General features: G+C 66.5%; 6 protein-coding genes and 1 pseudogene. 6 read left to right on the top strand and 1 reads right to left on the bottom strand.

All coding sequences use genetic code 11. The annotated features are described in order from the left end of the window. From Q0R16_RS15995 to Q0R16_RS15975, 5 genes and pseudogenes are all read left to right on the top strand, one after another. A pseudogene (locus Q0R16_RS15995) lies at positions 1-139 on the top strand (glycine cleavage system protein H); the annotation flags it as partial. A 4-nt stretch (positions 140-143) separates the two neighbouring features. Beyond that, the gene (gcvPA, locus tag Q0R16_RS15990; protein WP_295638335.1) at positions 144-1,502 is read left to right on the top strand and encodes an aminomethyl-transferring glycine dehydrogenase subunit GcvPA; all 1,359 of its coding nucleotides are present in this window, start codon (positions 144-146) and stop codon (positions 1,500-1,502) included. Continuing rightward, a complete protein-coding gene (gene gcvPB, locus Q0R16_RS15985; protein ID WP_295638332.1) occupies positions 1,499-3,073 on the top strand; it encodes an aminomethyl-transferring glycine dehydrogenase subunit GcvPB in 1,575 nt (524 codons plus the stop codon). The genes gcvPA and gcvPB overlap by 4 nt, the downstream gene beginning before the upstream one ends. Before the next feature lie 21 nt (positions 3,074-3,094). Further along, positions 3,095-3,589: a CcdC protein domain-containing protein gene (locus Q0R16_RS15980; protein WP_295638329.1), complete on the top strand. Its 495-nt coding sequence runs from the start codon at positions 3,095-3,097 to the stop codon at positions 3,587-3,589. Positions 3,590-3,692: 103 nt separating this feature from the next. Further along, positions 3,693-5,249, top strand: coding sequence for a long-chain-fatty-acid--CoA ligase (locus Q0R16_RS15975; RefSeq protein WP_295638327.1), 1,557 nt, complete (start codon positions 3,693-3,695; stop codon positions 5,247-5,249). Here the strand turns inward: Q0R16_RS15975 and Q0R16_RS15970 are convergent. Beyond that, a complete protein-coding gene (locus Q0R16_RS15970) occupies positions 5,246-6,142 on the bottom strand; it encodes a DMT family transporter (RefSeq protein ID WP_295638324.1) in 897 nt (298 codons plus the stop codon). The two genes, Q0R16_RS15975 and Q0R16_RS15970, sit on opposite strands and share 4 nt — an antisense overlap. Before the next feature lie 95 nt (positions 6,143-6,237). Between Q0R16_RS15970 and Q0R16_RS15965 the strand changes: the two genes are divergently transcribed. Beyond that, positions 6,238-6,459: a hypothetical protein gene (locus tag Q0R16_RS15965; RefSeq protein WP_295638321.1), complete on the top strand. Its 222-nt coding sequence runs from the start codon at positions 6,238-6,240 to the stop codon at positions 6,457-6,459. Positions 6,460-6,556: the final 97 nt, after the last annotated feature.

Below are 6,556 nucleotides of genomic sequence, written 5' to 3'. Positions count from 1 at the left end.
GCTCGCCGACCAGCCCGAGCTGGTCAACACCGGCGCCGATCAGGACGGCTGGCTGTGGACGATGGACCTCGCTTCCGCCGACGAATTGTCGGGTCTCATGGATCAGGCCGCCTATCAAGATTACATCGCAGGGCTTTGATTTGATGCGCTATCTTCCTCTCAGCGAAGCCGATCGCGGTGCGATGCTCGGTGTGATCGGCGTCGACTCGGTTGACGACTTGTTCGCGGATGTGCCTTTGGCCGCGCGGCTGTCCGGGCCGGTCGAGGGCCTGCCCGATCACGCCAGCGAAATGGCCGTCGAACGGCACATGGCAAAGCTCGCGGGACAAAACCTGGCGGCCGGTGCCGCGCCGTTCTTTCTTGGTGCGGGCGCCTACCGGCACCATGTGCCCGCCTCGGTTGATCACCTGATCCAGCGCGGCGAGTTCCTGACCGCCTACACGCCGTACCAGCCCGAGATCGCGCAAGGCACGCTGCAAGTGCTGTTCGAGTTTCAGACCCAGGTTGCGCGGCTTTTCGGCACAGACGTGGCGAACGCTTCGCTTTACGATGGTTCGACCGCGTGCTGGGAAGCGATCACGATGGCCGGCCGGATCACCCGTCGCGGACAAGTGCTGCTTTCGGCGGGCCTGCACCCGCACTACGCGTCGACCGCCAAGACGATGGCCAGGTTCACCGGCGACACATTGCACCACACCGCGCTGAGCCTCGACGCCACTCCCGACGATGCTGCGCTGATCGCGGCGATCGACGGCGAGACGTCGTGCGTGGTGGTCCAGTATCCCGACGTGCTGGGGCGGATTCCCGATCTCGCCGCGATCGCCGAAGCGGCACATGCCAAGGGCGCGTTGTTGGTGGCGGTGGTGACCGAACCGGTCGCGCTGGGCCTGATCGAAAGCCCGGGTGCGCTCGGCGCCGACATCGTGGTGGGTGAAGGCCAGTCGATCGGCGTGGGCCTGCAATTCGGCGGGCCGTACCTCGGCTTGTTCGGGTGCCGTGAGAAGTTCGTGCGGCAAATGCCCGGGCGCTTGTGCGGAGAGACCGTCGATGCCGAGGGCAAGCGCGGCTTCGTGCTCACGCTTTCGACGCGCGAGCAGCACATCCGGCGCGAGAAGGCGACGAGCAATATCTGCACGAATTCCGGGCTCTGTGCGCTCGCGTTCAGCATCCACATGAGTTTGCTCGGCGGCTCGGGCCTCGCGCAGATGGCATCGGCCAGCCATGCACGCGCGCGCGAAACTGCGGCGCGACTGGCAAAAGTGCCGGGCGTAAGCGTGCTCAACCGCGCTTATGTCAATGAATTCACGGTGATCCTGCCGCAGGATGCCCGCACCGTGGTGCGAGCGCTGGCGGACAGGCAAGTGCTCGGCGGGGTGTCGCTTGGTCGGCTTTACCCCGATGCGCCCGAACTGGGCCACGCGCTGCTGGTTGCGGCAAGCGAATGCACCACCGCCGATGATATCGAAACCCTGGGCCGCGCGCTCGAGGAGGTCCTGGCATGAACGACCTGAACCCCGCCGGCTGGCGCCCCGCGATGGGCGTTGTGGGTGCCGATGAAGCTCCTGCAACTTTCACCGGCAACCGCGCGTTGCAACTGGAAGAACCGCTGCTGTTCGAGATCGGCGAACTGGGGCGTTGCGGCGTCGATTTCGATGGCGAGGCGAGCGCGCCCATGCCCGAACTCGGCGCATTTCTGCGCGCCGCGCCGGTCGATCTGCCCGGCTTGTCCGAACCCGAAGCGGTGCGGCACTATACGCGGCTGAGCCGGCAGAACTACGCGATCGACCTCGGGCTGTTCCCGCTCGGATCGTGCACGATGAAGCACAATCCCCGGCTGGATGAAAAGGTCGCGCGGATGCCGGGCTTTGCCGATATCCACCCGCTCCAGCCGGTTCAGACCGTGCAGGGCGCGTTGAAGGTCATCAACGAACTGGCGCACTGGCTGATCACGCTGACCGGCATGCACGGCGTGGCGATGACGCCCAAGGCCGGCGCGCACGGCGAATTGTGCGGGCTGCTATGCATCCGCGCCGCGCTGGAGGCGCGTGGCGATGCGCGTCAGGTGGTGCTGGTGCCCGAGAGCGCGCATGGCACCAATCCCGCGACCGCCGCGTTCGCCGGCTACCGCGTCGAGACGATCCCGGCGACGCCTGCCGGCCGTGTCGATCGCGCGGCTCTGGAAGCGCGGTTGGGGGTGGGCGGGCCGGAACACAGTGACGTGGCGGCGGTGATGATCACCAACCCCAACACCTGCGGGCTGTTCGAGAGCGAATTGAAAGCCATTGCCGACGCTGTCCACGCAGTAGGTGCGTTCGTCTACTGCGATGGCGCGAACTTCAACGCGATCGTCGGGCGCGTGCGGCCGGGTGACCTGGGCGTCGATGCGATGCACATCAATCTGCACAAGACCTTCTCCACCCCGCATGGCGGCGGCGGACCGGGTTCGGGGCCGGTGGTGCTGTCAGAGGCGCTGTGTCCGTTCGGCCCGCTGCCGTTCAGCGAATTGCACGCCGACGGGCACCTGACGCTGGTCGAGGAAGAAACCGCGGGCGAACGTCACCCGCAGGCCTTCGGGCGAATGAGCGCGTTCCACGGCCAGATGGGCATGTTCACGCGCGCGCTGGCCTATATCCTCAGCCACGGCGCGGACGGGTTGCTGCAGGTTTCGGGCGATGCGGTGCTCAATGCCAACTACATTTTGCGCAGCCTGGACGACGTGCTCGATGCGCCGTTCGGGGCGGCGGGGCCGTGCATGCACGAAGCGCTGTTCAGCGATGCGGGCTTTGCCGAGGGCTTCTCGACGCTCGACCTGGCCAAGGGACTGATCGACGAGGGTTTTCACCCGATGACGGTCTATTTCCCGCTGGTGGTCCACGGCGCGATGCTGATCGAGCCGACCGAAACCGAAAGCAAGGCCGCGCTCGACCAATTCATCGGTGCGATGCGCAGCTTGGCGGAACGCGGCAAGGCGGGCGATCCGGCGCTGAAATCGGCGCCGCATTTCGCGCCGCGGCGCCGGCTCGATGAAACGCTGGCGGCGCGCAAGCCCAAGCTGACCTGGGCGAAGGGTTGACCGGACAGGAGGGCGCTACCGATGAATCCACAACACAGCCAAGGGCTTGCTGCGCTGATCCCATACGCGGTGATTGCGCTGGTGCTGGCGATCCGCTTGCGCCGGGTCGGCAAGACGCGGCCGTTGCGGTTGTGGGCGGTGTGGCTGCTGCCCGCGATTTACGCGGTGTTCGCGATTGGGCTGCTGGCGACCATGCCGCCGCATGGCGTGGGCTGGCTGTGGTGCGCGCTGGCACTGGCGGCGGGTTCGGCCATCGGCTGGCAGCGCGGACGGATGATGCGGATCGTGGTCGATCCGGCCACCGGCACCTTGCAGCAGAGCCAGTCGCTGGCGGGTGTGCTGTTCCTGGTCGCGCTGGTCGCGGCGCGCTCGTTCCTGCGGCAGGAAACGATGACCGATGCCCGGCATGTCACTGCGCTGGCGACCGGCGTGCTGGTGTCGTTCGCACTGGGTGTGATCGCGGTGCAACGGCTGGAAATGGCGATCAGGGCACGGCGGTTGTTGCAGGCGGCATGACGCGGCGCAGATAATCGCCATCGGCGCTTGCTTAGACCGGCACGTGCGATATTCTGCTCCTTAATCGCGCGGTTAAAGACCCGCGACAGGGAGAGCAGCGCCGATGACCGAACCAGCCGGTTTGCACACATTCGACCACTGGGTAACGCACTGGGCGCGCGAGCGGCCCGATGCGATCGCCTATGTCCAGGACCATCGGGAGATGACTTACGGCGAGCTCGAGCCGTGGACCCGGCGGATCGCCGCGCTGCTTGCCGCCAACGGCGTGCATCGCGGCGACCGGGTCGCCTGGATCGGCAAGAACGCCGATCTCTACTACCAGATGTTCCTGGCCTGCGGGCGGATCGGGGTGGTGATGGTTCCGGTCGGCTGGCGGCTGGCTCCGCCCGAAATGGCCTATATCCTCAAGGATACGCACGCGAAGCTGGTGATTGCGGGTGAGGGGTTCGAAGCGTTGGCGCAGCAGCTCGCGCCCGATCTGCCCGACGTGGTGAAGGTCTATGCCGAGGCCGATGCGCGCGCGGCGATCGCGGGGTGCGAGCCGCTGGCGATCGAGCCGGCCGGCCACGAAGACGGCGCGCTCCAGCTTTACACCTCGGGCACCACCGGCAATCCCAAGGGCGTGGTGCTGACCAACCGCAACTTTTTCGGGCTGCGCCAGGCCGGGCTCGACGCGGGCCAGCCGTGGTCGCGCTGGGATGACGATGAAGCCATCATGTTGTGCATGCCTTGCGCGCATATCGGCGGCACCGGGCTGTCGGTGGTGGCGCTGACCGGTGGCGCGCGTGCGATCGTTCATGCCGAATTCGATGCCGGTGCGGCGCTCGATGCGATCGGACAAGGCATCACGCGGTTCTTCATCGTTCCAGCCGCGTTGCAGATGGTGATCCAGCATCCCAAGGCGGCGGCAACCGACTTTTCGCGGCTGAAATACGTGATGTACGGCGCCGCGCCGATCCCGCTCGAACTGCTGCGCGAAGCGGTGACGACGATGCCCAACGCCGGCTTCATGCAGTGCTATGGCATGACCGAAACCACCGGCACGATCGCGATCCTGCCGCCCGGCGATCACGATCTTGCGGGCAACGACCGGATGCGATCGGCCGGGCGCGCGGTTCCGGGGGTGGAGATCCGGATCGTCGATGCGGCGGGGGATGAGGTGCCGCTTGGCACGGTGGGCGAGATCGTCACGCGCTCCACCGCCAACATGGCCGAATACTGGAAACTGCCCGAAGCCAGCGCCGCCACGCGCTCGGCCGATGGCTGGGTGCGCACCGGCGATGCCGCCTACATGGACGCCGATGGTTATGTGTTCATCCAGGATCGGGTGAAGGACATGATCATCTCGGGCGGCGAGAACGTCTATCCGGCCGAAGTGGAAAGCGCGATCTACGGCCACCCCGATGTTGCCGAAGTGGCGGTGTTCGGCGTGCCCGACGCGAAGTGGGGCGAGGCGGTCAAGGCGGCTTGCGTGCCCCGGCCGGGCCACACGATCGATGAAGACAGCGTGATCGCCTGGGCGCGGGCGCGGATTGCGGGGTTCAAGGCACCCAAGTCGGTCGACGTGATCGCGGCGCTGCCGCGCAATCCCACGGGCAAGATTCTGCGCCGGGCCTTGCGCGATCCCTACTGGGAAGGGCGCGAACGGCAGGTGAATTAACTCACCGATTCCACCGGCTTTTGCAGCGAAAGCCGATGCTCGCGGTAGACGATGATGAGGCCGGCACCGATCACCAGCGGCGCGCCGGCCCATGTCGATGTGGGGGGCAACTGCGCGAACACCAGCCAGCCCCACATCGTGGCCCAGACGAAGCTGGAATAATCCATCACGATCACGCTCGACACCGATCCGTAGCGAAGTGCCGCGGTCAGCGCGATCTGGCCGAACAGCCCGGTCAGTCCGATTGCGCCGAGAATGGCCCAGCCGGCAAGGTCGTGCGCATGCGCGGTCCACGGCAGGGTGAGCGCCAGCGCGATCGCGCTGAAGCCCGAAAAATAGAACACCACCGACAGCGCTTCCTCGGTCCGGCCAAGATCGCGCAACTGGATCGAAATCAGCGCGATCATGAATGCGCCGCCGATGCCGACGAGAAAGCCGGGCAGGGGCATCGCCGCGCGATCGGGGCCGGCGATGATCAGGATGCCGGCGAAGCCCAGCGCAACCGCCGTTGCGCGATACGCCCCGACCCGCTCGCGCAGCAAGACCAGCGCGAGCACAGTCGCGAAAACCGGCGCGGTGAAGCCCAGCACGGTGGCTTCGGACAGCGGCAGCAACCGCACGGCACCCAGCGTCAGGAACATGCCGGTCAGGCCCATCACGCTGCGGCGCGCGTGCGCGCCCAGCCGCTCGGTCCGCAGCCGGTGCAACTGCCCGCGCGACGCCAGCCACATCAGGATCAGCGCGGTGGGGATCGCCTGGCGCCAAAACATCGTTTCGACCAGCGGGATGCCATGCACCCCGCCCAGCTTGACGAGCATCATCATCGCCTGAAGCAGGAACATCGCCAACAGCCGCAAGACGAGCGCGTGGAGGGGTCGTTGGACGGGGTTCATTGCAGATCGCCATAGGGAAGGAACCCTCGTGATCAAGCGCCTTGGGCGCCTGGGGCCCCTTGCGATCAGGCGCCCGTGCCGCCATCTGGCCCGCGATGACGTTTGATTGGCAAATTGGCGATTGGCAATTCTGGGCGCTGACGGGCGGCTTCGCGGCGTCGCTGGTGCTGTTGTCGTACTGGGCCGACCACCGGCGCGTGCGGCGCACGGTGCCCGACGCGGTCGGCTGGATGCCGTGGACCGGGCTGTATTTCGTGTCGTTGATGGTTGCGTGCGTGTCGCTGGGGATTGCGGCAAGGGTGTGGTTCAAGGGGTAGAAAATTAAGTCCAAGGGGCAGGCAAAGCCTCGAATTGGGATCCGTTCGTGTCGAGCGAAGTCGAGACACGCTGGCACAGCGCTGACGTGTCTCGACT

This window comes from Novosphingobium sp., from assembly GCF_025351285.1.
Taxonomy (GTDB): Bacteria; Pseudomonadota; Alphaproteobacteria; order Sphingomonadales; family Sphingomonadaceae; genus Novosphingobium.
Note: the sequence above shows the minus strand (reverse complement) of the source record. Positions and strands in the feature narration are given on the sequence as shown.